The organism is Chryseobacterium sp. FG46, from assembly GCF_057809135.1.
The window spans coordinates 52,029-77,645 of the sequence record NZ_JBMDJJ010000014.1; the positions used below are offsets into that span (position 1 = coordinate 52,029).

Annotated in this window: 24 protein-coding genes; 11 read left to right on the forward strand and 13 right to left on the reverse strand. The window is 35.5% G+C overall.

The genetic code is table 11. The features are described from left to right. Positions 1–16: 16 nt before the first annotated feature. The 7 genes from ACODR7_RS12210 to ACODR7_RS12240 form a co-directional block, all read right to left on the reverse strand. The gene (locus tag ACODR7_RS12210; protein WP_488839331.1) at positions 17–496 is read right to left on the reverse strand and encodes a hypothetical protein; all 480 of its coding nucleotides are present in this window, start codon (positions 494–496) and stop codon (positions 17–19) included. Positions 497–507: 11 nt separating this feature from the next. Continuing rightward, positions 508–2,070 (reverse strand): hypothetical protein, encoded by a 1,563-nt coding sequence (locus ACODR7_RS12215; protein ID WP_488839332.1) that lies wholly within the window; start codon positions 2,068–2,070, stop codon positions 508–510. Between the two features lie 30 nt (positions 2,071–2,100). Beyond that, positions 2,101–5,634 (reverse strand): hypothetical protein, encoded by a 3,534-nt coding sequence (locus ACODR7_RS12220; protein ID WP_488839334.1) that lies wholly within the window; start codon positions 5,632–5,634, stop codon positions 2,101–2,103. A gap of 408 nt (positions 5,635–6,042) precedes the next feature. Beyond that, a complete protein-coding gene (locus tag ACODR7_RS12225; RefSeq protein ID WP_488839336.1) occupies positions 6,043–6,603 on the reverse strand; it encodes a hypothetical protein in 561 nt (186 codons plus the stop codon). A 119-nt stretch (positions 6,604–6,722) separates the two neighbouring features. After that, positions 6,723–7,280, reverse strand: a complete 558-nt coding sequence (locus ACODR7_RS12230; RefSeq protein ID WP_488839338.1) for a hypothetical protein — start codon at positions 7,278–7,280, stop codon at positions 6,723–6,725. Further along, positions 7,273–7,842, reverse strand: coding sequence for a hypothetical protein (locus tag ACODR7_RS12235; protein WP_488839340.1), 570 nt, complete (start codon positions 7,840–7,842; stop codon positions 7,273–7,275). The genes ACODR7_RS12230 and ACODR7_RS12235 overlap by 8 nt, the downstream gene beginning before the upstream one ends. Positions 7,843–7,852: 10 nt before the next feature. Next, on the reverse strand, positions 7,853–10,543 hold the full coding sequence (locus ACODR7_RS12240; RefSeq protein WP_488839342.1) for a hypothetical protein: 2,691 nt from the start codon (positions 10,541–10,543) through the stop codon (positions 7,853–7,855). A gap of 293 nt (positions 10,544–10,836) precedes the next feature. On the opposite strand from ACODR7_RS12240, the gene ACODR7_RS12245 reads away from it, so the two are divergent. From ACODR7_RS12245 to ACODR7_RS12260, 4 genes are read left to right on the forward strand one after another with little or no spacing between them, the layout of a single operon-like run. Then, positions 10,837–11,346 carry a hypothetical protein gene (locus tag ACODR7_RS12245; RefSeq protein ID WP_488839344.1) on the forward strand — a complete coding sequence of 170 codons (510 nt, stop codon included), beginning with the start codon at positions 10,837–10,839 and terminating at the stop codon, positions 11,344–11,346. After that, positions 11,343–11,690 (forward strand): tRNA-binding protein, encoded by a 348-nt coding sequence (locus tag ACODR7_RS12250; protein WP_488839346.1) that lies wholly within the window; start codon positions 11,343–11,345, stop codon positions 11,688–11,690. The genes ACODR7_RS12245 and ACODR7_RS12250 overlap by 4 nt, the downstream gene beginning before the upstream one ends. 15 nt (positions 11,691–11,705) lie before the next feature. After that, positions 11,706–12,407: a 3'-5' exonuclease gene (locus ACODR7_RS12255; protein ID WP_488839348.1), complete on the forward strand. Its 702-nt coding sequence runs from the start codon at positions 11,706–11,708 to the stop codon at positions 12,405–12,407. A gap of 3 nt (positions 12,408–12,410) precedes the next feature. Beyond that, on the forward strand, positions 12,411–12,737 hold the full coding sequence (locus ACODR7_RS12260; RefSeq protein WP_076352964.1) for an SUF system Fe-S cluster assembly protein: 327 nt from the start codon (positions 12,411–12,413) through the stop codon (positions 12,735–12,737). A 50-nt stretch (positions 12,738–12,787) separates the two neighbouring features. On the opposite strand, the gene ACODR7_RS12265 is transcribed toward ACODR7_RS12260, so the two are convergent. Then, entirely contained in the window at positions 12,788–13,624 is an 837-nt protein-coding gene (locus tag ACODR7_RS12265; RefSeq protein WP_488839350.1) for a sulfurtransferase, read from the reverse strand. 180 nt (positions 13,625–13,804) lie between these two features. Then, positions 13,805–14,653: a hydroxymethylglutaryl-CoA lyase gene (locus tag ACODR7_RS12270; RefSeq protein WP_488839352.1), complete on the reverse strand. Its 849-nt coding sequence runs from the start codon at positions 14,651–14,653 to the stop codon at positions 13,805–13,807. Between the two features lie 187 nt (positions 14,654–14,840). Between ACODR7_RS12270 and pepT the strand changes: the two genes are divergently transcribed. The 7 genes from pepT (at position 14,841) to ACODR7_RS12305 (ending at position 21,884) form a co-directional block, all read left to right on the forward strand. Continuing rightward, on the forward strand, positions 14,841–16,088 hold the full coding sequence (gene pepT / locus ACODR7_RS12275; protein WP_488839354.1) for a peptidase T: 1,248 nt from the start codon (positions 14,841–14,843) through the stop codon (positions 16,086–16,088). A gap of 6 nt (positions 16,089–16,094) precedes the next feature. Further along, positions 16,095–16,661 (forward strand): energy transducer TonB, encoded by a 567-nt coding sequence (locus ACODR7_RS12280; protein ID WP_488839355.1) that lies wholly within the window; start codon positions 16,095–16,097, stop codon positions 16,659–16,661. A 307-nt stretch (positions 16,662–16,968) separates the two neighbouring features. Further along, positions 16,969–17,211, forward strand: coding sequence for a hypothetical protein (locus ACODR7_RS12285; RefSeq protein ID WP_076595113.1), 243 nt, complete (start codon positions 16,969–16,971; stop codon positions 17,209–17,211). Between the two features lie 286 nt (positions 17,212–17,497). Continuing rightward, positions 17,498–19,090: a DUF3472 domain-containing protein gene (locus tag ACODR7_RS12290; protein ID WP_488839356.1), complete on the forward strand. Its 1,593-nt coding sequence runs from the start codon at positions 17,498–17,500 to the stop codon at positions 19,088–19,090. A gap of 336 nt (positions 19,091–19,426) precedes the next feature. After that, positions 19,427–20,020, forward strand: a complete 594-nt coding sequence (locus tag ACODR7_RS12295) for a porin family protein (protein WP_488839358.1) — start codon at positions 19,427–19,429, stop codon at positions 20,018–20,020. 168 nt (positions 20,021–20,188) lie between these two features. Next, complete coding sequence (locus ACODR7_RS12300) at positions 20,189–21,160, forward strand: sensor histidine kinase (RefSeq protein WP_488839360.1); 972 nt, start codon at positions 20,189–20,191, stop codon at positions 21,158–21,160. Beyond that, on the forward strand, positions 21,150–21,884 hold the full coding sequence (locus ACODR7_RS12305; protein WP_488839361.1) for a LytR/AlgR family response regulator transcription factor: 735 nt from the start codon (positions 21,150–21,152) through the stop codon (positions 21,882–21,884). The genes ACODR7_RS12300 and ACODR7_RS12305 overlap by 11 nt, the downstream gene beginning before the upstream one ends. Positions 21,885–21,937: 53 nt before the next feature. Here the strand turns inward: ACODR7_RS12305 and ACODR7_RS12310 are convergent, their stop codons facing one another. The 4 genes from ACODR7_RS12310 to ACODR7_RS12325 all read right to left on the reverse strand — a co-directional run bounded on the left by ACODR7_RS12310 (position 21,938) and on the right by ACODR7_RS12325 (position 25,425). Next, complete coding sequence (locus ACODR7_RS12310) at positions 21,938–22,846, reverse strand: DUF6268 family outer membrane beta-barrel protein (RefSeq protein WP_488839363.1); 909 nt, start codon at positions 22,844–22,846, stop codon at positions 21,938–21,940. Between the two features lie 498 nt (positions 22,847–23,344). Then, complete coding sequence (locus tag ACODR7_RS12315; RefSeq protein ID WP_488839365.1) at positions 23,345–23,590, reverse strand: hypothetical protein; 246 nt, start codon at positions 23,588–23,590, stop codon at positions 23,345–23,347. A 163-nt stretch (positions 23,591–23,753) separates the two neighbouring features. Continuing rightward, positions 23,754–24,263, reverse strand: coding sequence for a hypothetical protein (locus ACODR7_RS12320; RefSeq protein ID WP_488839368.1), 510 nt, complete (start codon positions 24,261–24,263; stop codon positions 23,754–23,756). Positions 24,264–24,267: 4 nt separating this feature from the next. Beyond that, entirely contained in the window at positions 24,268–25,425 is a 1,158-nt protein-coding gene (locus tag ACODR7_RS12325; RefSeq protein WP_488839370.1) for an RHS repeat domain-containing protein, read from the reverse strand. Between the last annotated feature and the right edge of the window lie 192 nt (positions 25,426–25,617).

The window sequence follows — 25,617 nt, forward strand, 5'->3', positions numbered from 1 at the left end:
CAGTAATTAAAAAAGTTTAGGAAAGCTTATCCAGCTGATCTTTGTTATTTTTCACAAACTCATCCAGATAAGAAGCCAAAAGCTCAGTAAAGCCAGTCTTATTATTTTTCAACAGCCAAAGCATATACTGATAGCTTGGTACTTTTACCAGATCGGTATTCATATTACCTTCGGGTTCTGCAACAGGAAGCTCTATAAGATGATTGTCTCCGTCACGAAGGTAGCTCCACGTATTTTTATAGATGACCCATTCCGGAGAAGGAAGTGAAATATTAATTTCTTCTCCCGTTTCCTTGTCTTTCAGTATCTGCTTATATCTGAAACTGATGAACTGTTGTTCAGATTTGGCGTCAATATCCAATACACGGATACTTCTTTGAAATTGTGGAAGCTTCGGATGCTCCTGAAGCGGGAGCTCCGCCAGGTTTAATGAAATATTTTCGATGGTATTAAGAACTTGCTTAATGTTTTCGGGTATAATTAAATGTTCGTTCATAATTTTTGCTTTTAAAATTTGTATAAATTGATAATATTTAATGAGGTTGTTGCATTCCCACCCATATTGTTGACGGCCATATTCAGGCTGTATTCAATATCAGGAGCAGAAATAATGGACAGTGATGTAACTCCCCTTGCAGTCATAGAAACAGTCATAGAGGTTCCGTTTTTAACAATAATAACATTGATTGTTTCATTGGTTCCGGTAGTCCCTGCACTAACAGCACCCACTACTGCATTATTAAGGTAATGAACTCTGTATCCTATACTGTTTCCCAGTGTTCCTACTGTTTTCAAACGGGTAATTGTCTGATCCAATAATTCTACATTCGATGCATTATTCATCAGTCCCACATATTGTGTTTTTGAGGTCATATTAGCTGCATGCTGATAATTGACAGAAAATTCCAGATAAAAGTTTTCTCCGGCATTATTAAGCTTTGAAGATTTAAGTGCGGCTACGATAGCAGGGTCATCTGTACTGTAAGCTTTTACAGCAGAGTTGCTTTGATAAATAGCTGATCCTCCGCTACCAAATGTGTCGGGATTGGATGCATCATTATAAATCTTTTTGGTCCATGTCAATGCTGATACATCTACAATCTGTAGATTCTGCACTACTGAAACTGTAAGGGGTGTCACATAATAAGCGACTCCATTCCATAGTCTTATTTTATACTGTCCTATGGGTAAATCCTTAAAGTTGTAATAGAATGTCAGGTCTAATCCATTGGTATATAATTGTACCTGTGAATTAGGAACAGTCGCTAATTTCGTAGAGCCGCTTTCATCCATGATATCTATGGAGAAAGATGTGGGAGGGAGGTTGAGGTTGGCTCCTCTTAAGCTGATCCAGTAGTTTTTATTCTGCTTATCCACAACAGGAGGAGTAATAACAGCAACACTCATAGTATTAGTAGTCCATCCTCCGTTCATTGCTGTTTTCCATGCTGTTTTCTCTGCTTCGGAAAGAGTGCCCGGCAAACTTAGGAACGGCTGCTTTCCATTTGTTTTACCTACACGTCCTGAAGAGTTCTGAGATAAGAAAGTACTAAAGGTAGCATCATTGGAAACATCATTCAAGCCTGTGATCGAATAATAAAGACCTGAAGTATCTAACGTCCAGTTAGCTCCTAATTTCAGTCCTGCTCCCACAACAGATGTAAGTGATGAATTGGCTATATTTTTCCCCAAATCACCTGCCGGAAGTTTGGCAACACTTCCGTTATCACTCATTCCTATGATTTTAGGATAATCCTGCGCATTTCCATCTGTCAGAGGAATTTCTAATTTTTTAGCTAATTTCTCTTGTGTCTTGATATTATATTGAGCCTGACTTGCCATTCCTTCTGCTACAAGATCCGCATTTGAAATACTGACATGACTATCAGCTAATTCCAGGGGAATGGTTCCATCAACAACGGCATGCGTTTTTAAATCTCCGTTTTCATCAACAGCATAATCTGTGTAAGTGGGAGAACCTAATGCAGCTACCTGATAGATAGCATTCGCTTCTCTTTCTCCAATGGGAGGCAATTCATTGACACGTATAATTTTTCCTATAATTGGCATTTTTTTTAATTTTTAAGGTTAATAATTATGTTATTTCCAGTCTCCTGAAATGACTTTCTGACCTTCCAGTGATTCTACTCCAAGAAGGTTGTCATTGGGTTCAAAATTGGTTCCGCAGATTTCTCCCAGTTCATCATCAAACTTCACTCCTGGTTCACAGTTGCAAGGCAGGGCTTTTTTAACCATTAGCCCAATAGATCCCGCCTGAAGAATGGTAAGGGAAGTAGGAATTTTCTCTCTCCATGGCTCTCCTTCTTTTGTCACTTTTGGTGAGCGTAATTCATCCACAATGGATAAGAATAAAGGATCATCAATAACAGGGACTTCACCTCCGTTCCAGATTTGTCCTGTAGCAAGGAAATGTCTCACTGCTTCTTCAAATCCTGGTCTTACCGTAACAATAACTCTTGCCATACCTGACTGCATAAATGCTCTGAACGTAGGATCATTATCATCAAACTGATATAAATCTGCCCATGATTTTCTTTCACCCCAATAATAGGGGTAGAAATAATAACTCATGATTTCCCATTCAAACGCCTGCTCCATAAATTTGATAAATGCAGCATATTGATCCAGTTTTTCATCCACCTTAATGTCTGTATTCTGAAAAGTTTCTGTAGAAGCATTATCATTGGTATAATATCTTTTTTTACCAAAAGTGAGAAGTGCATCAGGACTTTGGTTCAGCATATAGGAAATACAGTTTCTTCTTAAAATGGTATTTTCAATTTTTCTATAGAATCCCGGATTAGATCCTTTGATCTGAGCTCCTACAGCTTTTGCATCTGCCAAGGCAGCTTCATACTTGCTCAACTCCACTTTATAGGCTTCAATAATTTTATTGAATGCCTTCTGCAGCCAGCCATTTTTATATTCTTCCTGCAATACACATTTGATATTAACCGTCGCATGGAAATAGTGGGCATTTGTTGTCGCAATAGTAATAGGAACCTCCCTCACAAATTTTAAAAATGCATTGGATGAACCATCTCCTCCTACCAATAAACTTGCTCCACTTGCCCAACCATTGTAGCCTGGGAATGAATTACTGCTTTTAACAACATAAGATTCAGTGATATAATGTTCCGGGATCGCAATAAGGTCAGATTTTGAAGACGCTTGTTTTGATTCAGTGGAAGAGTAATCAATGGATTTTCCTACATACACAACTGGTTCCAGTCTTTCATCAACTTCAACATTGTAATAACCCAGCCAATATTTTAGTTTTGTGGAATCTGCCAGAGCACTCCAGTCTTTGATCTGCATCCCGGCAGATTCTCTCGGATCAATAGGCTTTACCAATTGATTTTCAACAACATTACTTACCTTCATTCCTAATGAATGTAATTTGGCAGGTTCCGGAATCATAAACTCAAACATCATTCTCTTTCCATAGTTAAAAATCTGGTTTTTGACTACTTTATCCACCCAGCGATATACCCCTACGACATGGTTGCTGCCTTTGGTGTTATCAAAACCATGTTTGTTGTTTTCCTCATATTCCTCAAGGATTTTATCAATTCGTTCTTCTTTCACTTTGGTAACAATCCTTTCCAGGGCTCTGGCGGTAACATCTTTAGCCTCGGTAACGGCCTGTCTGTTACTTTCCTCTTTGGAACTATGAGTAGCATAGTTGGCAGCAGTATTTAGCATATACTTTGCTCCCGCTCCCCATGATGCATTAAATCCTGCCTGCGCTGCAAAATCCTTAGATTCCTGAAGTACTTTAGAAATTTCGCTTTGCATCTCATTTCTTTCCGTAGAAGTAGTATCCGTCAATTTCTCTTTTTCAGATTCCGTAGATTTGGTAGTTTGGGATTCACTTCTTTTTAATCGTCGTGAAGATTTTTCTCTATACTCCCTTGCCATAATATTTTCGATGTGTGAAACATCTCCTTCTACATAACAGTAGGTACTTTGTTCTACCTTTCGGTAATCTGCAATCCCTATATTTTTCATTCCAAATCCCGAAGGAATAAAAATATCATCCGTATTTGTGGGAGTTCCGTTTCCTCCTCCTTCTCCGCCTGTTATTACTTTTTCTTTTAATGTAAATGTTCCAGTACCTTGAAATCTATTAATTCTATCTGCTGTCCACAATAATTTCCCATTCATAACATATGTAAGTCCATCATTAAGAACAACTTCTCCTTCTAATAACAAAACTTCCTGTTTTTCCACAATATTATTTGGAATATCCTCTCCGTTACTAAATAAAGTAGTCACATTAGGGGCATCATAAGTATACGCTAAAGTCCCATTTGCTAAAAGCTGCTGATCGTATGATTTTATATTATAAATCCCACTTACGATATGTTTCGGATCATTAATATCAGTTGTCAGATACATAGTATGGCTTCCAAGCCCCATACCCCAACGTATTGTCCCTGCTGTAAAAGAAATTTCCTGCGTATTTAAGGATTGGGTTACAGGAACAACAACCCCTCCTACTGTTGTGGAAATCTGCGGATTAAGGTTTACATTATTTAAAATAGTTTGCTGTAATAGCTGATTATTTTGTTCAATGGTTTGGAAAAGCTCTGTAAATGTAGAAATATCATTGAGGGCATTAGTAAGATCAGAAGTATTGAATATACGATGTAGAGCTTCAATATTTTCCTGGTTTACATTTCTTAATAACTCTTCTGTTTCAATTTCTGGACGAAAATTAAATTTGAAATTAGGAACTTCCGGAATCGAAACGTATTTCAGACCTGATAACGCTTCATGATTCTCTGCCGCGAGGAAAATTTCCTTTTGATATTCCTGTTCTTTAACAAGAGCATCATATCTCGCCTGTTCAGGTCTTACACTTTCACTATATTCTTCATACGCCTTATTATAGGCTATTCCATATTCTTTTCTATAATTTTTTTCAATTTTCTCTAGCGCTTTTTTAAGATCTACATTTCCCTTAAGGTTTATTGTTGCTTCTGCAAACTTAAGAGCGCTATTATTAAGAGGAATATTCTGCGGGCTGCTTTCTTCTCTTGAAACAGCTGCATTAGACATTGAATTTGTTTTCGCTTTAAAAAGTTCTTTAGGGAGAACTACTTTGGCTTTTATAATGTCTTCATACTGCTCCTGAGTATTTCCGTCATAATTTGACAGGATATGGTCAAGATGCAGAAACTGAATTAATGTTTCTTTTGCGTAAAAATCTTTTTGGGTGACCACCTGATAAATAAGATTATCCCAAATATTAGAATCTATTACAACGATAGGTTTTGGAGTCTCTTTATAAGTTTTGATTTTAGCATCGAACTCCTCTTTGGTTGCTTTTGCTTTATTCTTTGCAACCCAAACTGACAATTCATAAAATTGTACACTTTTAGCTTTTAATGATGCTTCTGTTTCTATAGTTAAACCTGTGATCTTTTCACAGACGTTTTTCAAAGATTCCCCAGCTTCTACTCGTGGGTCAATTACTCCCTTTTGTCTTAGATAGTTTCTGAAAATAAATCTTTTTTCTCTGTTCTCTGGATCAGACAATTCTGCGCTGCGCATCGTCGCAAATCTGAATAAAGTTTGTGAGCTATTATTTTGATTAATTGCTTCCATTTTTTAATTTTGTTTTGGTTTTTATAAAGGTTGAGATCTGAAGCTCTTTTTAGTAGAATATCTTCAGGTTTTAGCCTTATTTTTTTAGGTGGTTTCCGGCAAAAGATGTCCACCTGGAATTTTTAAGTCTAGTTTCATACGCTGTGTTTTTTCTTGAAGCAAATATCCATCACGGAAGCGACAGAACTTGACGTATAAAAATATTTTAATATTTTTTTTCAACAATAAAAAAACCACCCAATAGGTGGCTTGAAATGTATGTTGCATATTATTACTTGCTGAAGATAACACCAGTAAAAAATTTGAGATTACTCATATATTCTATCCTCTCTTTTTAACAGAAACAAATTTCAACTTACATTTTATCTTTTTGACATAAAAAGAGAGCATAAAAATGCCCTCTATAATTTATTCTTCTTTTCTAAAAATTTTATCCCTAAATCTATCCGGTAACTCATCTTTTAGTAATACCAATTTTTCTTCTATAAACTGTAAAGCTTCGTTATGAATAGAATTTCCCCTGTTAAAACGATGTCCACTGGGATACTCAAAAAAATCTTTTCTTAAAGTCTGATACAGCCATTTATATGTTTTTGAATTGACACAATAAACAATATGCCGCTTTTGGATATGTGATATTCTACCATCTAAATTATCAAGATCATATTCAAAATCAAGGTTGAAATTTTTTCCGGCTCTTTCATTGTCTTCAAAAAATATAACAGGTGCTTCGGTAAAAGCATTTATCCTTCTCTTAGTCCCTCTGTCTTCTATTTTCGGGCCCACGTAATCCATCTCCTCGTTCAAAGGTGGAAAAGGATATTTATTGGTGTCATAAGAAGGGATAAAAATAATAGAATCTCTCTCATACAATCTAAACAGAATCATATTTTTAGAATAATATCCCTTTCCAAAGCGATTTCCAAAAGTCATACTCAACTTATAATTATAAAATCTTTGTTCATTCATGTTTTTTAAATTTAGTAGATAAAGTTATTAAAATCAGGAAAATGCTCATTTTTCATCGCTCAGAATTAAATGTAAGCTTTTTCGACACAAAAAGAGAGCATAAAAATGCCCTCTATAATTTATTCTTCTTTTCTAAAAATTTTATCCCTAAATCTATCCGGTAACTCGTCTTTTAGTAATACCAATTTTTCTTCTATAAACTGTAAAGCTTTATTATGAATTGAGTTTTCCCTATTATGGCGATATCCAGATGGATGGCTGTAAAAATCTTTTCTTAAAGTCTGATACAGCCATTTGTATGTTTGAGAATTTACACAATAAACTACATGACGTTTTTTGATATGTGAAATTCTACCATCTAAATTATCAAGATCATATTCAAAATCAAGGTTGAAATTTTTTCCGGCTCTTTCATTGTCTTCAAAAAATATAACAGGTGCTTCGGTAAAAGCATTTATCCTTCTCTTAGTCCCTCTGTCTTCTATCTCTGGTCCAATATAGTCCATTTCTTCGTTTAACGGAGGAAAAGGATATTTAGTCGTATTATAATGAGGGATTAACAAAATAGAATCTCTTTCGTAAAATTGAATCAATACCATATTTTTAGAATAAGGTTTCCCTAAATTGTTCCCAAACATTGCTATTAGCTTATAATTATAAAATCCGTGTTCACTCATATTTTTCATCTTTCCTAAAAACCCTATTGCTAAACTCTTCAGGTAACTCATTTTTAAATGATATCAATTTTTCTTCTATAAACTGTAAAGCTTCATTATGAATAGAGTTTTCCCTATTAAAACGATGCCCACTAGGATACTCAAAAAAATCTTTTCTTAAAGTCTGATATAACCTTTTGTACATTTCTGAATCTACACAAAAAATTATGTGAAAATATTTATTGTGATATATTTTTCCACTGAAACCCTCTTTATCATATTCATATTCAAGTTTGAAATGCTTCCCTGCTCTTTTATTATCTTCAAAAAATATAACAGGCGCTTCCGTAAAAGCTTTTATCCTTCTCTTTGTCCCTCTGTCTTCTATTTTGGGACCCACGTAATCCATCTCTTTGTTTAAAGGTGGAAAAGGGTATTTACTGGTATCATAAGAAGGGATAAAAATAATAGAGTCCCTTTCATAAAATCTAATCATTATCATATTCTTAGAATAAAGCCCTTTTCCGAAATTATTTCCAAACAATACTACCATTTTATAATTGTAAAATTTATTTTCATTCATGTTTTAAAATTTAGTAGATAAAGTTATTAAAATCAAATTCATTAAAATCAGGAAAGTGCTTTTTTTGCCATTCACTATATTTTAATTTATCTCCAATGTAATTAGGTTTAGAATTATCAAAAGTATTATAAGCGTCTCTTAATCCTTCCAAATGTTCTTTTATAAGCTCTTTTGGTGCACCATTTGCTTTTAGTCTGAGCACTTCTTTTATGCGTACTTCATATTCCAAAAAGTTTCTTTCAACTATTGTTAAGTACCCCATCTTTGGCATATCTTGTGGAACTTCTACGCCTGGTCTTCTAATAATTTCCGTTGCTGTCGCATATTTTCCCTGTAAATTCCTCTCTAACTGGATAATATGGTCTATCTCATGTTCAAGATCAAGGAAACGCATTTCGGGATGCCATTCTATAATTTTATCTATTCTCACCAATTCCAGCTGCCGGGTAAATACAAACTTTTCAGTATATCCCACATCCTGAGTAATATCTGTAATTTCTACAATTTTTATATTTCTTTCTTTTAAAAACTGCATCATCTCATCAAACTTTGGATGCAGCTTCATTTTTACGGTTCCCCATTGTATCGTTTCAGTTGTGGCCTGCTCACCTATTCTGGCAGATGTGTTGACCATTGTTTTGCTTTTCTTCACGAGCAAAAGCAGCTTTTTCATTTGGTCTGCAAGGATATCTCCCTTATTATTCCATATATTTTTGGTTTTATCGATGAGCCTTTTAAAAGCTTCCTTTGGAGATTTTGAAACTTCAGCCGCTATTTCTTCTCCTTTATAAAGTACTGTATAACCTGTTTCTGTAGTATTTCCTGTTTTTACAATAAGTAATTCATCTCTTTGCAGGTTTTGTATGTCCCGGGTATAACCTCCCAATCCATTTTTTGAGAGTTCTTTTGCCACATCATCAATAAAAACCATGCTTTCTTCTACAGAAATAAAATAGCTATATAAAACTCTTTCAAAGTTTTTTGAAGAAACAAAATACAGTTTCTGTAATAATTTTCCCAAAGATTGGCTGGAACCTACTTTTAGTTTTTCCCCATTATAAAATACTTCATATGATTCCTCAGCAATTTTTTTCAGTGAAATTCCTTTAAACTGAAGTTCTCTTACTACCTGTTCAAGATACTTTTCCTGAGAGGAGGAAAGATTAAGAATCTTTCTCCATAATGCATATCTGTCTCCTTTTATTACTACTTCATCTATTTCATTAGTAACAATAGCAGCCTGTCTTGCTTCATAGTCTTCCAGTTCTTTAATAAGCTTTTCTAAATCTCTTTTAAAGAGAACCCAATTTCTGGGAATATTCTTTGCATTTCTTAAAGACTCTAATAAGGCTGGACCTTTAGTAAGAATGCCGTTAATTATTACTTTACTTAAAAAGCCTAAACCCGCCATCAGGTAAATAGTATCCCAATTTTCCACAAACCATTCTCCTCCGTTTTCCGATAGGAATTTACGTATCCCTTCATCCATCATCACAATATCCGTAAGAGCTAATCCTGCTTCCGCAAATCTTATTAATACGGAAGAGGCTCCTCCTGAATAGGCTGCTGCCAAAACAGCCGCTACATCTAATGTAATACGGACCATTTTTACTAATTCCTCATGATTTGCATGATCTACCATATAATAAAGCATAATAGCGGCATTGGGTGCTGCTTTTACAGGCTTTATTAAAGACGTTTTCATATCAGTATCTTCAATGATCACCAAATCACAGGGGTTGAGGTTTGCATCTTCTACAGTTACAAAGTTTTGCGAGGTAACAGCTCCCATATTAGAAGCTATGACCCTTGTGGAAACTAATTTTTGGTTTGTAATTCTAAAAAGTTTATTCTCTGCCGCAGGTGTAAACTTGTTAAGACGATATAAACTGCCTTTCAAAAAAACGGGTTTATGAAGATTATTCCCTTCCAATATGATAAAAGCATTGACAATAGTTGCAAAAGCAGATTTGGTTTCATAATCACTTATTGTTTCATAAATCTCCATCAGAATTTCCTGATTAGCTTTCAGTTTATCAATAATCCATTTTATATCACTGAAGTTTTGAACGATATTCATAACAGCGGAACCTGTATCTACAAACCATTTTTCGCCATCATATTGGCAAAGCCTCAGGAGATCATTCCAAAGCTGCTCATCTTTTCTGTCCTTTATTGAAGATGGATACGCATTTTCATAAAGCCAGCTAAGTTTGCTGTCGCTTGATTCCACTCTTGAAAATGCTTTCCGGAATTCGTCATTGATAAACGTTTCATTCGCTGGTTTTATATTAATATATTTTAAGAGATTAATAAAATCAAAAACATTATAAGTTTTGAGAATTAAAGCAATATCCGTTTTTTTAGTAAGACTTTGTGTGTAATGATATGTTAATATATATTCAATTTCTTCACCTTGAGTATCTATTCTTATATCATAGTTGATTTCTTTTCCTGGCTGTATCGTAATATATCCTGTATCTGAACCGTATACAACGGTGATTTTTAATTCTCTTTCTTTTAAGCTTAAAGGCAGTCTTACTTTGAACGGGATATCAATATCACCAACATAGCCTGAAGAGAAAGGAGAATAAAAATAATTGTTGCTCGCTTCTTTTGTTTCATAATTCTTAGGATCGAACCAAAGTTCCTTAACTCCTTTATATACTAAATCATTTACTAATTTTTTTATATCACTCATGTTTTTGAAAATTTGTGTTTGTCTTAAAATAGGTTAAGATCTGAAGCTCTTTTTAGTAGAATGTCTTCAGGTTTTAGCCTTATTTTTTTAGGTGGTTTCCGGCAAAAGATGTCCACCTGAAATTTTGAAGTCTAGTTTCATACGCTGTGTTTTTTCTTGAAGCAAATATCCATCAGGGAAGCGACAGAACTTGACGTATAAAAAACTATTTTTACTTTTTGTTCTCAAACCTTTGGTACAAACCGTTTTAGTATTCTCAATATTTTAATACATTTGTTTAAAACATATTTCAGATGAATTTCGAGCAGATCAACTTACACCTTGAGGCATACAAAGAACACAACCAGATTCTGGATGCAGCAAAATATCTGATCCATTCTTTTGACCTGGAACATGAAAACTTTGCAGGATTCGGATTCAGGGAAGAACTCTCTCCTACTTCGATGCTTCTTACGGCAGAAGGGGAGCTGGGAGGACCACAAACGGTGATGATCCCACGAAATTTATTTGATTTTGACCTGAACCTTGTGTTGAATATGGTTGCCCACGAAATGCTTCATGTAAGACAGAAAGCTCCCGGAAAGGTTATTGAAGACAAAAATGAAAGGGAATTTCAGGCGTATTATGAAATGCTTTTTCACAAAATATTCCCACAGATACCGGAAGTTTCAGATTTCCATAAAAAATTCTTCGGAGAAAAAGCATTGGAATATTACAAAAGAATGGGCGAAGGCTCAGTATTACAACAAAAATATGCAGAGCAGAAAACAGAAGTAGAACATTTAATTAACGAATTACCATGACAGTAAAACCAGATATCACCTGGGCAGATTTTGAAAAAATAGACATCAGATGCGGAACCATTCTTTCAGTGAATGATTTTGAAAAAACCAGAAACCCTTCTTACCAGCTGGAAATAGATTTCGGAGACTTAGGAATAAGAAAATCATCCGCCCAAATTACTTCTCTATATGAAAAAGAAGAGCTTATTGGAAAACAGATTTTAGCCGTTGTCAATTTTCCTAAAAAACAGATTGCCAATTTCTTCAGCGAATGTCTTGTACTAGGATTGTATGGAGACGACAAAAAAGATGTTACACTTTTGACACCTTCATTGCCTACAAAAAATGGAATGCAGGTAGGATAGACAACAAAACACAATATGATACAAAACATCCCTTTAGAAAGAGTTTTATTCCTTGATATTGAGACCGTTCCACAGGCTGGATCATGGGACGAGTTATCCGAAACAGAGCAATACCTGTGGGATAAAAAAACAAAATTCCAGAGAAAGGAAGAAGTGACTGCAGAAGAGTTTTATGACAGAGCCGGCATCATGGCCGAGTTTGGAAAAATCATCTGCATCACCATCGGAATGGTTGAAAAGAATGAAACGTTAAAAATAAAGAGTTTTTCCGGGCATGAGGAAAAGAAAATGCTGCAGGAGTTTGGAGAAATATTCAACAGCCCAAGGCTTTATAACGTGATTCTCTGTGCTCATAACGGAAAAGAATTTGATTTCCCATGGATTGCAAGACGATACCTCATCAATGGTATGCAGCCTCCGGCACCGTTTCAGATGTTTGGGAAAAAGCCCTGGGAAATTCCGCATATCGATACAATGGAACTCTGGAAGTTCGGTGATTATAAAAGTTTTGTATCCCTGGAATTACTGGCTCATGTCTTTGGTATTCCTACTCCGAAGGATGATATTGACGGCTCAATGGTTTCATCAATTTACTACATAGAGAAAGACTTGCAGAGAATTGTTGACTATTGTGAAAAAGATGTCTTAACTTTGGCAAATATTTTCCGGCGTATGCGTCAGGAAGATTTGTTGAAAAGGAATATCAATCTAGATTAAAAAATGAAATTTACAGACGATCAAATTGCTGACATTGGTGAGGAAATCATTAGTGTACTAAAAACCGTATATGACCCTGAAATTCCGGTAGATATTTACGAATTAGGGCTGATTTACGATGTCCAGATCTCCGATGATGCTGACGTAAAAATTATAATGACCCTTACTACTCCCAACTGCCCTGTTGCAGAAACCCTTCCTCAGGAAGTAAAAGATAAAGTGGCTGAAGTAGAAAACGTAAAAAGTGTAGATTTAGAGCTTACTTTTGAACCAAGCTGGAATAAGGATATGATGAGCGAAGAGGCGAAGTTTGAGCTGGGAATGCTTTAAAATTACCCTTAACAATATAAAACCCCGAAAAATTTTCGGGGTTTTTGTTTTTAAATATCTTTTGCTATTTCCTTTCCTTCCCTTCTGCTCCACTCACTCCATGAACCTACATACAGATCTGGGATTGGAAATCCTGCATAATCCAGAGCTAAAATAGTATGACAGGCAGTAACTCCCGATCCGCAATGAATGATCAGATGATCAGGCTTATTTTGTAACAACTGCTTATATTTTCCTTTTAAAATTTCAGGACTCAGAAAGTTTCCGTTTTCATCCAGATTTTCAGAAAAAGGAATATTAACCGCTCCCGGAATATGCCCCGCAACCAGATCAATCGGTTCAGATTCACCTTTATAGCGGTAAGCGTCTCTTACATCAATCACCGTAGAAGAATTGTTTTTCAATTCACTTTCAACAACTTCCAGGCTCGAAACCGGAAAACTCCAATGATCTTTTTTAATTAAAGAAGCTTTCTCAAAGATCTCTTCTCCTGAAGCATATCCCAAACCTGCTTTTTCCGCTGCATGCATTCCCCCATCAAGTACCTGAACTTTTTCAAATCCGAAAGATCTTAGCATCCACCAGGCACGTGCAGCTGCATTCGAAGCATTTTTATCATCATAGACAACAATATGATTACCCTCTGAAATTCCAAGATCTGAAAGTGTTTCAGCAAACTTTTTCACGGAAGGAAGCGGATGTCTCCCTCCAAAAGCTGCATTCTCTCCTATTTCAGCCAGATCTTTATCCAGATCAATAAATCTTGCTCCTTTAATATGCTTATCAAGGTAAGTTTGTTTTACGTCTTTTCCTGTTCTTGCATCAAGAATAACAAGATTTTCGGTTGGAGTCTTTTTGAGTTCGGTTGGTGAGATGATTGGAGACATTTTGTTGATTTTGGGGTTAAATTTTAAATTTGAGTCAGGTCACACTCCATTATATCTGAAGATATTAATGAAACAGACCGTTCAGCCGTATTTTGTCATTCCATAGGAATCTCAAATTTAGCTATGGACATCAGAGATCTATGTAAGTTGTTAAATAGATGAACTTATAATTCATTCTTCTTAAAAATGAAAAATATCCTTCGCTTTATTATAAGAACTTTCAAAGTTCAAAAGATTCAGTTTATGTTCTGCTTTTTCAACGCTCATAAAGTTGATAACCTGCTCTGTAGGCATATTTCCTACAAGATCATCTTTAGCCATAGGACATCCACCAATGCCTTTGATGGCACTGTCAAATCTTCGGCAGCCTTGATCATAAGCAGCCTTTAATTTTGAATAGGAATCTTCATAACGATTATGAAAGTGTCCTCCGAAGTTGATATTCGGATATTTTGAAGGTATTTTTTCAAACAAAAGAGCAATGGTTTCCGGAGTTGCCACACCGGTTGTATCAGATAATAATATATCTTTTACACCGATATCTGAGAATTTTTGTGCCCATTGGTCAACATCTTCCCACTTCCACATTTCACCGTACGGATTTCCAAAAGCCATCGAGAAGTAGATATTAAGCTGTTTTCCTTCGCTTTTTACCAGTTCAAGCATTTTAATAATTTCATCAAAAGCTTCTTCCTGACTTTTATTGGTATTTCTGTGCTGAAAAGTTTCTGAAATAGAAAACGGGAAGCCCAGAATATCTACAGACTCATGTTTCAATGCTTTTTCCGCACCTCTGTAATTACCAATAATGGCAGAAACTTTGGTCTTGGAGCGTGATTTGTCGATATTTTTTGCCACCTCATCAGAGTCAGCCATCTGCGGAATCGCTTTCGGGGAAACAAAACTCAGACAATCCAATACATCAAAGCCAACATCCATTAAGGAGTTGATATAATCTATTTTTTTATCGGTAGGGATAAATTCTCCCCATCCCTGCATTGCATCTCTAGGACATTCGGTAAGAAACATTTTTACTTTTTGATTTTCTCAAATATAATAAAACTAAACTACTTAGTATACTGTACATACAAAGCTAACACTATTTTGATTTTCAAAGATTTATATCTGATTTATAATTTCAATACCTGATATTAAATCGCAAATAACGTATTCTCAGCATCAAATTTGCTAACTTTGTTAAAATTTATGATATCTGATGAGTACAATAGAATTCAACCCTTTGTGGAAAGAAAAATTACTGAACCGTTTTCTTAACTATGTAAAAATATATTCAACCAGTGACGCAGAAAGTGAAACAACACCTTCTACTGAACGTCAGTGGGATATTGCCAACTATATTACTGAAGAACTGAAGACCATCGGCCTGGAAGATGTTTCTATAGACAGCAATGGCTATATCATGGGCTATGTTCCTTCTAATCTTGAAAATGATGACAGGCCTACTATCGGGTTTATTTCACATTATGATACTTCACCGGATTTCAGCGGAGAAAATGTAAAACCTCAGGTTTGGGAAAATTATGACGGAAATGATCTTCTTTTGAACCAGACAACAGGATTCACCTTATCTTCTTCAAGGTTTGAAAGCTTAAAAAAATATATTGGTCAGACATTAATTACCACTGACGGAACAACTCTTCTCGGAGCTGATGACAAGGCGGGATGTGCTGAAATTGTAACAGCCGCAGAATATCTTATTGCGCATCCTGAGATCAAACATGGAAGAATTGCTATAGGATTTACACCAGATGAAGAAATCGGAAGAGGCGCCCATAAATTTGATGTGGCTAAATTTGGTGCAGAATGGGCTTATACTATGGATGGCGGAGAAGTGGGAGAACTTGAATATGAGAACTTTAACGCTGCCGGAGCGGTTGTGAAAATCCACGGATTAAGTGTTCACCCTGGTTATGCTTACGGAAAAATGATCAATGCTGCTCTTTTAGCTGCTGAATTTGCTCAAATGCTTCCTGCTAACGAAACTCCTTCAACAACAAAAGGCTTCGACGGATTTTACCACTTAATGGATATTACAGCTGATATTTCTGAGGCTAAACTTCAATATATCATCAGAGATCATGATGCAGATAAATTTGAAGCCAGAAAGAAATTCATGGAGGAAAAAGTAGCCGAGTTTAATCAAAAACACGGTGAAGGAACTGCTGAAGTAGAGATCAAAGAGCAATACAGAAACATGAAGCAGCAGTTTGAAGGTAAAATGCACATTGTAGATCTTGCTGCAAAAGCAATGACTGAAGCAGGTATAGAGCCTAAGATCAAAGCAATCAGAGGGGGTACAGATGGTGCTCAACTTTCTTATATGGGACTTCCTTGCCCGAATATTTTTGCAGGAGGAATCAACTTCCACGGACCCTACGAGTATGTAGCTTTGGAAAGTATGGAAAAAGCAACTGAAGTTATTATTAATATTGTTAAAGCGTAATAAATCATGAAAAAGGTCTTAGCATCAGTATTCATTTTCTCTTTTATTTTCAGCAGTGCCCAGATTTCTGAATTTCAAAGGGCAGATTCACGCTATGAAAGAAAGAAAACGGCTCTGTATAATAAATATCCTAAGCCTAATGATTTAAGAACCAAGAAAGAATGGCTTTTGACAGAGGATAAAATAACAGCCTACAAGACTGCTTTGGATAAAGCTTCTCTTGAAGATCAGAAAATGATCTCTGCAGATCCTCCTACGAAAACAAAAGTGAGTAAAGAAGCAGAATACGATAAAGGTAAAGCTGCTTTTCAAAAACTTTTATATGAAGCTGTAGATCTTGACTTTCTGAACTTTTCTTCGGAAACTTACAAAGCAACAATAAGTTTTGTGGTAGATTCTAAAGGGAACGCTCTTAATCCCAATGTAAAAGGAAATAATGAAGATGTAAATGCTTTCATTGAAGCCGCTTTTTACCGCATTAAAGATAAAGGCAAATGGAAACCCGCAGAAGACAAAGGGAAACCAGTTTCTTCCAATGTTTCTGTTCCCTTAACAATGTCCTTCAGAAAATAATATATAGAACCCGCTACGATGGTAGCGGGTTTCTTTTTCTCTATTTAAAAATATTACCGTAATTCATTATGTTATTATCGCTCCTTTATGATACGAAGGAACTATCCCTCTTTTCAAAAAAGAGTATCTGCTGTATCAGAATAATTTAAGTTTCTAATACATTTTTTATCATAAGAAAACCTCCTTTGCAGTGGCTTTTCTTTATATAAAAGCTACACATAAAATTCATTTACAACACATTAAGACAATTTTATTATATTTACAAGGATGTACAATTTTAAACAATAACATTGAATACCCAATTATCATGAAAACAATGAAAAAACTTTTGAGAAAAGACTTATCTGCCATTATGGGCAGCGGTGGAGATGGCTGTCATATGGGAGGCAACTCTTATAATTGTCAGGACGACTGTCAATGCGCCTGGGGATATGCATGTGAAATGTATGAAGACGGAAATCCTGGACAATGTATCGCTGTAGGCGGTGGAGGAAACCCTGGCGGCGGTGGCTGTATTCCTCCTTCTATTTGTGAAGAACAACCTTATTAAATAATAAAACCCGGGAGTATTAATACTTCCGGGTTTTTGTTATTCCTGTTTGTATCCAAAAAGATACCACTCCCCTGGTATCTCTGTAAAATCACAAAAAAACACTCTTTATAGTTAAAAAACGCAGTTACCATTGTTTTATTTTTAAACCTAACAGTCTAAAAATAAAAATATTTTTAACAAAAAAGATCGTATGAAAGTGAATTTATATCAAAATTAAATTTTCATTAATTTTCTCTGGATTCTCATCTTTTACGTTATTATTTTTAACAAAAAAATTACACAAATGAGCGTATTAAAATCTATTTTTTCATTAATTACATTCTTTTTCACAGCCAATCTTGTTTTGGCTTCAGGATCGGGCATTGCCTATAACGGAAACACTTACAAAATTCCTATTGGAGGAAATGCCTTTATAACCCATCGGGTAAGTAATGGGACGGAGAAGATTACCGATTACGGGCTGACAAACTGGACGAGTTCTCAAGCCATAGTAAGTACCTATTTTAAAGTAAGCAACAGTGGAATGCTAAACATTAAAGTAATCGCAAAGGTATTCTTTGATAAAAGCAGTACAATTAAGGTTACTGTCAATGGAGTTTCACACAAGATCTTTATGAAGGGAACCTCTTTTAATACCTATTCTGCAGGAAGCTTTTATGTACCTGCAGGATACGTAAAAGTAGATCTTCAGGGTGTGAGCAAAAACGGACTCTATTTCGGGCGCGTATCTGATCTGCTGATTGACGGATCTGCAACCTCAGGAAATACTGTTTTCTCTAATCAAAAGAATAATTTTCATTTCGCAAGAAGAGGTCCTTCCTGCCATTTATTATATGTAGTTCCTACATCTGAAAATATTTCCTATTATTACAATGAAGTTACAGTACCTGCAGGACAAGACAAGGTGGGTTCTTATTTTATGGTAAACGGATTTGAGGAAGGTTACTTTGGAATGCAGGTAAATTCTGCAACGGAAAGACGGATTTTATTTTCGGTCTGGAGTCCGTTCGAGACAGACAATCCCAATTCAATTCCGAACGATAAAAAGGTAAAATTAAACTGTAAGGGAACGGATGTTACTGTTGATAAATTTGGAGGTGAAGGTTCCGGAGGCCAGAGCTATCTGAGCTTTCCATGGAAAGCGGGGCTTACCTATAAGTTCCTTTTAAAGGCGAGTCCAGATGGAGCTGGTAATACAGATTATACAGCATGGTTTTTTGCAACTAATGCAGGCGGCTGGAAGCTGATTGCAAGCTGGAAGAGGCCCTATACCAATACCTATTTAAAAAGCTTTTACAGTTTTGTTGAAAATTTTGAGCCAGACAATGGCTATTTGGGTAGAAAAGCCGAATTCGGAAATCAATGGGTAAGAACAGTAAAAGGGCAATGGCTACCTGTTTCGAAGGCTAATTTTGACGGTGATGAAACCTATACCTCTAATCAGAGAGCAGATGCTTCGGGAGGAACGACTAACAATAGGTTCTTTTTAAGAAACGGAGCTTTCACCAATGAATATACTCCAGTTAATACATTATTGAGTATTGCTGTTCCTCAACAGACTCCCAATATTAATCTGGACGCCCTACCCTATTGCAATGGTGCTGCCCCTTTACAGAAGCAAAGTAGTGTAGCTGTTACCGAAATTGCCGACAATATCAAATTGTTACCGAATCCTGCTCATAGCTTTATTCAGGTTAAAGGGCTGGAAGGTAAGCAGGCTTCATACAGCATCTTGAATATACAGGGTAAAATAATTAAAACCGGACATACAAGCGGAGAGGAAATTTCAATCTCTACATTGCCGGATGGTATATATATGCTCAATATATATGACGGTACTGCCATCAGAAAAAGCTTAAAGTTTATTAAGAATTAATTAGATCTGAACCCCGGCTCAGTCTTTTCGATAAAAATAAATACTTATACCACTTATTTACCTATACAAAACACCTTTAAGAAAGATCATGTCAGACACTTCAGAAAACTATCATATAGACGGAGATTCTGATTGACAAGGCAAATTGGAAAGGGCTGTAAAATGGATAAAGAACAGCCCTATTAGCAATAAAAACCGGGAGTAGTAATGCTTCCGGTTTTATTTTTCACCCTAAAACAGATCGTTGTCAAAGCATCTCTGCCATTCATCAAATAAAATTTAATTCCATCCGCCATAGTTGTTGCTTTGCACCAGATTTTTAACAATAATAAAATTATGAAGCAGCAATTTTTCGCTTTAAGTGCATTGTTATTATGCATTTTTTACAGTATGGAAACCAAAGCACAGCAGACTCCGGCTTTTCACATTGGGGTAAAGGGAGGGGCAAACTTTACAAAAACATCCACGGAATCTTCTTTAGAAGGGAAATACGGATTCGGTTATCAGGCAGGTGTAATGACAAGAATGGATATCGGAAAACTGTATGTGCAGGGAGAAGCTCTGTTCAACAAAAGAAAAGCATCATACCAATCTCAAGACGGAAGCTCTTCAAAACTTTCATGGAACGCTATTGATATTCCTGTGCTAGTAGGATATAAATTGATTAAAACCGATGATTTTAATGTAAGAGTATTTACCGGAGGTGTTTACAGCTATGCTTTCAATAATAAAGTATCTGCATCTCAGGCTCTTCAGGAGGGATTTAAAAAGTTTGATAAATCCAATATTGGCATTACGGGAGGTGTAGGAGTAGATTATAAGAACTTCACGATAGATTTGAGGTATGAGACCGGGCTTACAAGCATTAGTAAAGAATTTAAATCCAAACCCCACAGTTTTTCCCTTGGAATAGGTTATTTCCTGTTCTAAAAAACTTAAATTATCTTTACCTGTTAGAAACTGTTGCCCTGCAGTTTCTAATTTTTTTATCAACCTATTTCCATTTCCATGACAAAATCTTTTTTTTTAAAAGAATACATATTTACTTTTATTTTCTGGTTTGTTCTCGCTATTGCACTTTGGTGTAATTTTCAAACCATGACAGAAAAATATCTTGCAATGATTCAAGCTGTTATCATTGTGGTTTCTTCATTTACATTCACTCATTTTTTAACCAATAAGCTTCTCCCAAAAGCTTTACGGGAGAAAAGAATGAAACGTTTTCTGGTACAGGCGGTAATGGTTATATTCATACTAAGTCTTATTTTTTCTGTTATTTTTACTTACCTCGAAACGGCTCCAAAAGAAGAACTTCCACAAAATTTTTTGGATCAGCTGCCCTTTTTGTGGCAGGGCTTTTATATGTCTTTACCGGCATCATTCCTAATTAATGGAGCGGCATGTGGAATTAAATTTTATAAGGAGCACGGAAGAATAGAACGCGATCATATTCTCCTGCAGCAGGCCCATCTGGAAAACCAGCTTAAGCTTTTACAGGATCAGATCAATCCTCATGTCGTATTTAATATTCTGAATCATATTCATATTCTGATGAAGACTGACACACAGCTGGCAGATTTTCTGCTGATGAAATTCTCAGACATTCTCCGCTATCAGCTCTACCATTGTAATCAGTCCATGGTTTCGTTGGATAAAGAGATAGAATACCTTCAAAACCTTGTTGAGGTAGAAAAACTGAGGTGGGGAAATGAACTGGATGTAAAAGCAACCTGGGAAATCAATAATAAGAAAGCGTTTATTGCTCCTTTACTTCTTGTTCCTTTTATAGAAAATGCATTTAAATATGTCTGCAGACTTCCCGGTCATAAAGGCTATGTAAAAATATCCTGTAAAGAAAGCAACAACAGTCTTTATTTTTATGTTGAAAATTCCTATTCGGATATGACAACCTATAAAAAGAAAGACGGAACCGGTGGAATTGGTCTTCAAAATGTAAAAAAACGTCTAAAATTACAATATCCGGATTCCCACGATCTGAATATCGAGTCGGATAACCAAATCTTTAAAATAACTTTAATATTAACACTATCTGACACTTATGAGCTCTAATATTCCTAAAATGAAATGCCTTATTATTGATGATGAACCTTTGGCAAGATTTCATCTTAAAGAACTGGCAGACCAGATTGACTTTTTATCCGTTGAAGGAACCTGCGCAACAGCATTGGAAGCCGATGCGAAGGTAAAAGAGAGTGAAATAGACCTTCTTTTCCTGGATATCAATATGCCCTATCTTACAGGTCTGGAGTTTTTGGAACAGCTGGAAAATCCTCCTTTATGTATTCTTACCACGGCTTATTCAGAATATGCTTTGGAAGGATTTCGTCTGCAGGTAGCGGATTATCTTTTAAAGCCCATTGCTTTTAACCGTTTTTATCAGGCAGTTAATAAGGCACAGCAGCAGTTTATCATTGGTGAAAAATTAAAAAACAATACCCCACTGGATGATCCTTTTCTCTATGTAAGGCAGTCTGATACTTTCATTAAAATTTCATGGGTAGATATCCTGTATATTGAAAGCATGCAGAATTACACCAGGCTTCATTTTAAAGATAAATCACTGGTTATCCATCAGACCATGAAAGCTATTGAGGAGTCTCTTCCTTCGGATCATTTTTTCAGGATTCATAAATCCTACCTCATCAATATTACCCATATTGACATGATCTCAGGAGGACGTCTTTTTATTAATAAAATTGAGCTTCCTATTTCCCGAACCCGCAAAGAAGAATTGCTTAATCAGGTGGTTTATAAGAAACTGATCAGCAAATAGCCGGAAGAAAGAAGCCGGAAACAGGAATAATAACTCCTGATTTCCGGCTTCTTTTATGGCAGATTCCAGCGTAATGATACTGCAGCGTAAAATGTACTTGAAAATCTTGGATCAGCTATTTTTTTGTCTCTGAAAATGCTGCTGATTTTTCGGTCATTCTCACTAAAGCTTCTCAATATGGCTGTTCCTCCCGTAAGACGTAATGTAAGTCTGTCATTGATTTTTAATTCCGGCCTGAGTCCTGCGCTGATCTGCTGATACCCTAACAGCATTGATTTTCCGTTTATATTTCTCTCTGCCGTCATTCCGTTCAGTTCTACAACAGCTTTTAAAGTAAACTTATCTGAGAAAAGATATCCGGCTTCCATCCCTTCCGGGAAATTGATCTTGAATTTAATCTTTCCGTTTGTCTTCCAGTCGAAATAAATCCATGGTAAAATCATAGGAACACCAAAAGCTGTGGTAAGCACCGGCCCGGCCCCTAAAGATAGGTTAGGATTAAAATGTCTGATAAATAAAATTCCTCCCTGTCCCAACACATCATCGAAATCTATTTTTTCAAGGTCTGTATATACACCTGCGGATGCCGTCATCATCATACTCCACTTTTTGCCTAAAGGTCTCATATGCTGTATTCCGACCTGTGCATTCAGCATCTGGTCCGGAAATAATCCTGTTTCGTAATTTTTGTGGGTCATCTTTGCGTAAGATCCGCTCAGCAGCATAGACCATGCTCTTACTTTTCCATTGGAATCTTTTTTTACAGATAAAGGAATGCTGAGATTAAGATCTACTCTTTTAAAATCACTTTTAGCATTAGTCTTTGTGCTGTCTTCAGGGCGGATATAGTTTGAGCCCGGAATATATTCTGTTTTCAGCTCCGCAGAGAGCCCGGATTGTGCATTCACACAGTATCCTAATGGCAGTATACAGCATAAAGCTGTCGAAAGGGTTCTTTTCATATTTTAAATTTTATGCAAAGAGAACCCTTTGACTATTTTTTACAAAAATTACTTGATTAAGTGCCAGGATTGTATGACAACAGGATCAAATTAGAGGATTTATTGTTAACTTATTTTATTTAGTACAAGACATATCTTGCTCCATAATAGTAATATCCTGTTTCAGCATCCAACTCCTTAGCATTAAATTTATAAGGACTGTTATTACTTGTCTTATTATGATTCTCTACAAAAACCTCCCCTGCTACCGCACGAATCCTTTCGTGTGGTTAAAAAATTATACTTCAATACATCAGATTGAAATCCTAAAAACTTTTGTTTTTTTTAATGATTTTATATTTTCAACAGAAACTTTTTATTATTCTCAATTAATATATCAATACCACACATGATAGATATCGAATTGGTAGTATACTTCCACACGAAGGAATTCGTGCGGTAGCGAGGGGATTTAATACTGTTTAGAAACAAATTAATCATCACAATATCTTCAATCAGTTATTTAAAGATTTTTTTTAATAACCAATATAAAAAAGTTATTAATAAAGACCCACCCAATATTATTATCCACCCATAAGGCAAAACCCAAAAAATAAAATATTTTACAGAGTTCATAAGATATGATAATGAATTTTTAGAAGGATAAACCTGTTTGAAGGCACTATCTGTAAGTCCTAAAAAATAGGCTAATACTGATAATACTATAATACTTATAATAAATACATTGAAAATAGTTTTTTTCATATTACATTATTTTGTTGCTCTTCCAGATTGAACATTTCCATTTTGAGGATTTAATTTTTGAAATTTATAATGCAAAAACCCTCGCAAAAGTGAGGGTTTCTTATCTGTCACACGAATGGATTCGTACGGTAGCAGGGCAATCCCGCCAAGTTCCAAACTATTACTAAAAATAGAGATAGTCTTTCATATTTACCCTATCCCCCCATCCATTTTTCTGATCAACAGTCAAATTAAAAACATAATTCACTTGGGGAAGATCCATTTTATTTCTATTCATAATTACAATAATATTTTGTAGATAAGCTAATGTTAATTCCGATTTAAATTGTCCATACAAATTATTAATTCCAATATATAATAAATTATCTATTAAAATCAGACATTCATGACTCAAACTTAAATAGTATTTCAAAAGCTCATTATAATAGTCAAAATCTACTATCTCATAATACCCAGAATTATAATTATTATTGAGAATTATTGCTGGCAAAACTTCTTCAATACTCTCATGCCACAAATCTAATTGACCTGAACTCACAAAATCTTCAATATTTCTTTCTAATTTATTGGGTAAAGCTTGATATTTTTTCTCTCTTATATATTTATTTAGACATAAATATCCATAAATATATCTACCTCTAATTGAGATGTTTTCAAAATCAGAAATTTTCATATTTTTATTCACTGGTTGGCTTTTTGTTTTTAAATGTTTGTTGACAATTTTTACATCTTGTAAAATCAATATATTTACCATTTTTAAACTGCATAGTATGCATATCTTTCAAATTTTTCCATTTTGCTCCAGAATTTAAGGCATTGTTAAAAGCATCACATTCTGCACAATTAAATGTAGACCATTCCTCTAAACTCTGTTTTGGTAAGTGTGATTTTAGTTTTGGATTCACATCATCCATTGACTTTATCGTTCTATTCGTTCCATAAAATACTCTCCCTGTTTCTGAATCTATAACAGCTGAAATAACATACGGTTTTTTACCTGAAGATGATAAAATATCATTTGCTTTATCTAGCAATGCTCTTCTTGCAACACCCGTACTATTGACAGAGAATGCCTTAGAAAAACCAAAAAGAACTCCCCAAGAGGAAGCAACATCAGGTATTGCTCTTGCAGTTCTTGCTCCATCTAATGTGTACAATCCTCCCACAAAATTAACAGTTCCACCAATTAAAGACATAGAAAAGCTATTAATTTGATAGTAAGGATCTAACTGCTGACTCCAACTAATTTGATAAGCTTTAAAATCACTAACCCTAGGAGTCTTCATACTAGGAGAATATCCATAGCCTGCATGATTCGGATTATTAATTATATGCTTTCCAATTGCTACAATCCCTCTTCCTACAGATCCAAAAAAACTTTTCCAAAAACCAGGCTTAGGATCTACCGGTGCCACACCATCAGGATCCACCAAATTGATAGGATTATTAAATGTATAAACGTACGGAGACCATTCCGGAAATTCTTCTGCCAACGGATCCACATTCAACCATAAACTCACCCTAGGATTATAATACCTAGCTCCATAATAGTAGTACCCTGTTTCAGCATCAAGTTCCTTGCCATTAAACTTATACGGACTGTTATTACTCGCCTTATTATGATTCTCTACAAAAACCTCGCCACTTGGGAAGTATTCTATATTCTGGGTTACTTCTCCATCTGCTCCGGTGATATAGCTGCTTGAGCCTAAGTGATCCGGGTGGAACCAATAGATCTGTTCTTCTTTCGGCCCTGTGTAATTATTGACACAATTTCCAGTGTATCCTGCATTCTGACCATAATTTGGCGGTGGGGTAATATTGTTCTGCTGCATTACTATCAGGCTGCTTTGTGTTGCCGTCTGCAGAATAGTATTGGATACGGTGACAGGATTAATAGGTGGCGTACTTCCTCCAAACGGAATGATCAGCCAGTTACAATCAAAAACTCCAATATTATCGCTTGTTCCATTTTTAGTAACTATTCTCTGGCTTCCTGCATAATAATGTTTGGTGTAAAGTGCTCA

Excerpts from the sequence above, each read along its gene's own strand:
- ACODR7_RS12210 (WP_488839331.1), bottom strand. The coding sequence starts at position 496 with ATGAACGAACATTTAATTATACCCGAAAACATTAAGCAAGTTCTTAAT.
- ACODR7_RS12215 (WP_488839332.1), bottom strand. The coding sequence starts at position 2,070 with ATGCCAATTATAGGAAAAATTATACGTGTCAATGAATTGCCTCCCATT.
- ACODR7_RS12220 (WP_488839334.1), bottom strand. The coding sequence starts at position 5,634 with ATGGAAGCAATTAATCAAAATAATAGCTCACAAACTTTATTCAGATTT.
- ACODR7_RS12225 (WP_488839336.1), bottom strand. The coding sequence starts at position 6,603 with ATGAATGAACAAAGATTTTATAATTATAAGTTGAGTATGACTTTTGGA.
- ACODR7_RS12230 (WP_488839338.1), bottom strand. The coding sequence starts at position 7,280 with ATGAGTGAACACGGATTTTATAATTATAAGCTAATAGCAATGTTTGGG.
- ACODR7_RS12235 (WP_488839340.1), bottom strand. The coding sequence starts at position 7,842 with ATGAATGAAAATAAATTTTACAATTATAAAATGGTAGTATTGTTTGGA.
- ACODR7_RS12240 (WP_488839342.1), bottom strand. The coding sequence starts at position 10,543 with ATGAGTGATATAAAAAAATTAGTAAATGATTTAGTATATAAAGGAGTT.
- ACODR7_RS12245 (WP_488839344.1), top strand. The coding sequence starts at position 10,837 with ATGAATTTCGAGCAGATCAACTTACACCTTGAGGCATACAAAGAACAC.
- ACODR7_RS12250 (WP_488839346.1), top strand. The coding sequence starts at position 11,343 with ATGACAGTAAAACCAGATATCACCTGGGCAGATTTTGAAAAAATAGAC.
- ACODR7_RS12255 (WP_488839348.1), top strand. The coding sequence starts at position 11,706 with ATGATACAAAACATCCCTTTAGAAAGAGTTTTATTCCTTGATATTGAG.
- ACODR7_RS12260 (WP_076352964.1), top strand. The coding sequence starts at position 12,411 with ATGAAATTTACAGACGATCAAATTGCTGACATTGGTGAGGAAATCATT.
- ACODR7_RS12265 (WP_488839350.1), bottom strand. The coding sequence starts at position 13,624 with ATGTCTCCAATCATCTCACCAACCGAACTCAAAAAGACTCCAACCGAA.
- ACODR7_RS12270 (WP_488839352.1), bottom strand. The coding sequence starts at position 14,653 with ATGTTTCTTACCGAATGTCCTAGAGATGCAATGCAGGGATGGGGAGAA.
- pepT (WP_488839354.1), top strand. The coding sequence starts at position 14,841 with ATGAGTACAATAGAATTCAACCCTTTGTGGAAAGAAAAATTACTGAAC.
- ACODR7_RS12280 (WP_488839355.1), top strand. The coding sequence starts at position 16,095 with ATGAAAAAGGTCTTAGCATCAGTATTCATTTTCTCTTTTATTTTCAGC.
- ACODR7_RS12285 (WP_076595113.1), top strand. The coding sequence starts at position 16,969 with ATGAAAACAATGAAAAAACTTTTGAGAAAAGACTTATCTGCCATTATG.
- ACODR7_RS12290 (WP_488839356.1), top strand. The coding sequence starts at position 17,498 with ATGAGCGTATTAAAATCTATTTTTTCATTAATTACATTCTTTTTCACA.
- ACODR7_RS12295 (WP_488839358.1), top strand. The coding sequence starts at position 19,427 with ATGAAGCAGCAATTTTTCGCTTTAAGTGCATTGTTATTATGCATTTTT.
- ACODR7_RS12300 (WP_488839360.1), top strand. The coding sequence starts at position 20,189 with ATGACAGAAAAATATCTTGCAATGATTCAAGCTGTTATCATTGTGGTT.
- ACODR7_RS12305 (WP_488839361.1), top strand. The coding sequence starts at position 21,150 with ATGAGCTCTAATATTCCTAAAATGAAATGCCTTATTATTGATGATGAA.
- ACODR7_RS12310 (WP_488839363.1), bottom strand. The coding sequence starts at position 22,846 with ATGAAAAGAACCCTTTCGACAGCTTTATGCTGTATACTGCCATTAGGA.
- ACODR7_RS12315 (WP_488839365.1), bottom strand. The coding sequence starts at position 23,590 with ATGAAAAAAACTATTTTCAATGTATTTATTATAAGTATTATAGTATTA.
- ACODR7_RS12320 (WP_488839368.1), bottom strand. The coding sequence starts at position 24,263 with ATGAAAATTTCTGATTTTGAAAACATCTCAATTAGAGGTAGATATATT.
- ACODR7_RS12325 (WP_488839370.1), bottom strand. The coding sequence starts at position 25,425 with ATGCAGCAGAACAATATTACCCCACCGCCAAATTATGGTCAGAATGCA.